This is a genomic window from Microbacterium sp., from assembly GCF_047972865.1.
Lineage (GTDB): Bacteria > Actinomycetota > Actinomycetes > Actinomycetales > Microbacteriaceae > Microbacterium.
In genome coordinates, this window is the sequence record NZ_JBKEAY010000056.1 from 1 (window position 1) to 3,214 (window position 3,214).

Annotated in this window: 3 protein-coding genes and 1 pseudogene; all 4 read right to left on the reverse strand. The window is 73.4% G+C overall.

Annotation, left to right across the window (positions count from 1 at the left end):
* On the reverse strand, nt 1–391 hold a 391-nt coding region (locus tag ACK5KK_RS03290; RefSeq protein WP_416888666.1), incomplete at its 3' end, for an aminotransferase class III-fold pyridoxal phosphate-dependent enzyme.
* Nucleotides 388–1,353 carry a porphobilinogen synthase gene (hemB, locus tag ACK5KK_RS03295; protein WP_416888667.1) on the reverse strand — a complete coding sequence of 322 codons (966 nt, stop codon included), beginning with the start codon at nt 1,351–1,353 and terminating at the stop codon, nt 388–390. The genes hemB and ACK5KK_RS03290, both read right to left, overlap by 4 nt.
* A gap of 16 nt (nt 1,354–1,369) precedes the next feature.
* Nucleotides 1,370–2,302, reverse strand: a complete 933-nt coding sequence (gene hemC / locus ACK5KK_RS03300; protein WP_416888668.1) for a hydroxymethylbilane synthase — start codon at nt 2,300–2,302, stop codon at nt 1,370–1,372.
* A 295-nt stretch (nt 2,303–2,597) separates the two neighbouring features.
* Nucleotides 2,598–3,214: pseudogene (locus ACK5KK_RS03305) on the reverse strand (hypothetical protein); the annotation flags it as partial.

The following is a 3,214-nucleotide window of genomic DNA, read 5'->3' on the forward strand; positions in this document are numbered from 1 at the left end:
CGAGCCGCAGCGCCGTCATGGTCGCCTCGGTACCCGTGGAGACGAGGCGGACCTTGTCGACGGGGCGGGCGCCGTCGCGGTCCAGGCGGGCACGGATGAGCTCTGCCAACTGCGTCTCGCCCGGGGTGGATGCCCCGAAACCGAGCCCGCGGGCAGCGGCGTGCTGCACGGTATCCACGACGGCGGGGTGTGCGTGCCCGAGGATCGCGGGACCCCACGAGCCGACGAGGTCGACGTACTCGTGTCCCTCGACGTCGGTGACGTACGCGCCGCAGGCAGACACGAAGAAGCGCGGATCCGCACCGACCGCACCGAACGCGCGGACGGGCGAGTTCACGCCCCCGGGCATGGCCTGGCGGGCCCGGGCGAACTCTGCGGCATTCGTCGTCATCGCAGCCACCCCGCGATCTCGGTCGCCCAGTAGGTCATGACCGCTCCGGCTCCCGCACGCTTGATGCTGAGCACGGACTCCTCGATCGCGCGGCGACGGTCGATCCAGCCGTGCGCGGCGGCGGCCTCGATCATGGCGTACTCGCCCGACACCTGGTACGCCCACACCGGCACGGGGGAGGCCGCGGCGGCATCGGCGAGCACATCGAGGTAGCTCATGGCGGGCTTGACCATCACGACATCGGCGCCCTCGGCGACGTCGAGTTCGATCTCGCGCCGACCCTCGCGACGGTTCGCCGCGTCCATCTGGTAGGTGCGGCGGTCGCCGGTCAGCGAGGACTGCACCGCCTCGCGGAACGGTCCGTAGAACGCCGACGCGTACTTCGCGGCATACCCGAGGATGGCGGTGTCGGTGTGACCTGCGTCCTCGAGAGCATCGCGGACGGCGGCGACCTGCCCGTCCATCATGCCCGACAGGCCCAGCAGTTCGGACCCGGCGTCCGCCTGCGCGAGCGCCATCTCGCGGTAGCGCACGAGCGACGCGTCGTTGTCGATCCGTCCGTCGGCATCGAGCACGCCGCAGTGACCGTGGTCGGTGAATTCGTCCAGGCAGAGGTCGGTCTGCACGACCAGTGCGCCCCCGGCCTCGGCGACCGCGATCCGGGTGGCGACGTTGAGGATGCCGTCGGGGTCGGTCGCGCCGGAGCCGACAGCATCCTTGTGCTCGGGCACCCCGAACAGCATGATGCCACCGATGCCGGCCGCCGCGGCATCCGCGATGGCCCGCCTGAACGAGTCGAGCGAATGCTGCACGACGCCCGGCATCGACGAGATCGGCACCGGCTGGCTGGCGCCCTCACGGACGAACATCGGCAGGATGAGATCGGCGGCGTGCAGGCGGTGTTCGGCGACGAGGCGGCGCATGGCGGGGGAGCTCCGGAGGCGCCGGGGGCGGTCGATCATGTGCGGCTCTCGTGGCTCAGGCGTGGTCATCATGGTGCGGTGGTGCGGTCAGTGTCGCGGCGCCGTGGGCCAGCAGGTCGGCCGCGGCGCGGGCGCCCACCTCGGCCGGGGCGGCGGGGTCGGGCCAGTCGGCGGCGTGGGCTGCAGTGAGCACGGTGGTGCCGTCGCGGCTGTACACGCGCGCCGTCAGCAGCAGGAGGCCCGCATCGATGACCGCGTGGGCGCCCACCGGAGCCGAGCATCCCGCTTCCAGCGCGGCCAGTACGGCCCGTTCCGCCGCGGCGGCGGCGCGGGTGGGGGAGTGGTCGATCGCGACGGCGAGGTCCTCGTCACCGCGGCGTACTTCGACGGCGAGCGCCCCCTGCGCGGGCGCAGTGGGCCAGGCGTCGAGGTCGAGGAATTCGGTGACCGCGTCGGTCTCGCCCAACCGACTCAGACCCGCAGCGGCGAGCACGACGGCATCAAGTTCGCCCGACCGCACGAATCCGAGCCGGGTGCCGACGTTGCCGCGGATGTCGACGACGGTCAGGTCGCTACGGCGGGCGCGCAGCTGTGCGGCGCGGCGCGGCGAACCGGTTCCGACCCGGGCGCCGGCCGGCAGGGTGCCCAGCGTGAGCCCGTCCCGCGCGCACAGCGTGTCGCGGGGGTCTTCGCGCGCCGGCACGGCCGCCACCGTGAACGCCGGGTGCGCGGCGGTGGGGAGGTCTTTGAACGAGTGCACGATCACGTCGACCTCGCCGGCGTCGAGGGCGTCGCGCAGCGCACCGGTGAACAGCCCGGTCCCGCCCGCGCGCGAGAGCGGCTCGCGGGAGCGATCGCCCTGCGTCGTGATCGTCACCAGTTCAGTGACGCGACCGGTGGCTGCCGTGATCGCCCCGGCGACAGCGCCGGTCTGGGTGAGGGCCAGGGCGCTGCCGCGGGTGCCGATGCGCAGGGCGGCAGAACTCATGACTCCATCCTCCCCCGGCGCGGGGGGAGTGACAAACCAGAGGGTTGTGCCGCGAGCCCACGTACTTCGACCGAACCCTCACGGTTTGCGCGCAGGGTGAGTCGGTGCCGGTGCATCTTGCGAGACCGGGGTTCGTTCGCGCCGAACTGTCGGTGCGTCGGGGTGTCGGCAGCAGTTCGGCGCGAATGAAAGCGGGGGGCTTCGTTCATTCGTGCCCAAGTGTCCGAAACCCGGCGGTCGGGCAGCAGTTCGGCGCGAATGAAAGCGGGCGGCAGATGACGTCTCGCCGACACCGTCAGACGAGCAGGCCCATGACCGTGCGGCGGGCGTGCGCGATGATGCCGGCCAGCCCGGAGCCGGCGACGGTTTCACCGACCGTGGGAAGGGGGGATGCCGGGGCCGGCGCGGGGCGTGTCCATTCGACCCTGGCGAACCCGGCGACCGCGTCGAACCGGCCGCCCAGCAGCGCCTGGGCGTCGGCTAGGGCGGTGGCCGCGAGATCGGCGGGCTCGACGTCGTACGACAGCCGGAGCACGTGCCGCTCGCCCGCGGCTTCGCGAAGCCACGCCCACTTCGCCGTCGCATGGGTGAGGGCCCGCGCCCGGATGCCGGGTGCGCCGTGCGCGACGAGCAGTCCGGACCCGCGGGGTGCCGCGTCGAGCCACGGCGCGTCGACGACGAGCGTTGCGAGCACGATCCGCCGACCGGGTGCCGCGGGCGTGGCGACGCCCGGGGCGGCGAGCACCGCACGCCCGGGCAACCCCGCGGGGTCGGCGATGCGGGAACCGAGACGGATGTCGACTCCCGTGGCGCGGGCGTCCGCTGCCAGGGCCTCGATGAGCCGGTGCATGCCGCCGCGGATGCCGCCGACCGCCGACCCCGGAGGCGCGGCCGCACGGACGGCGGCGACGG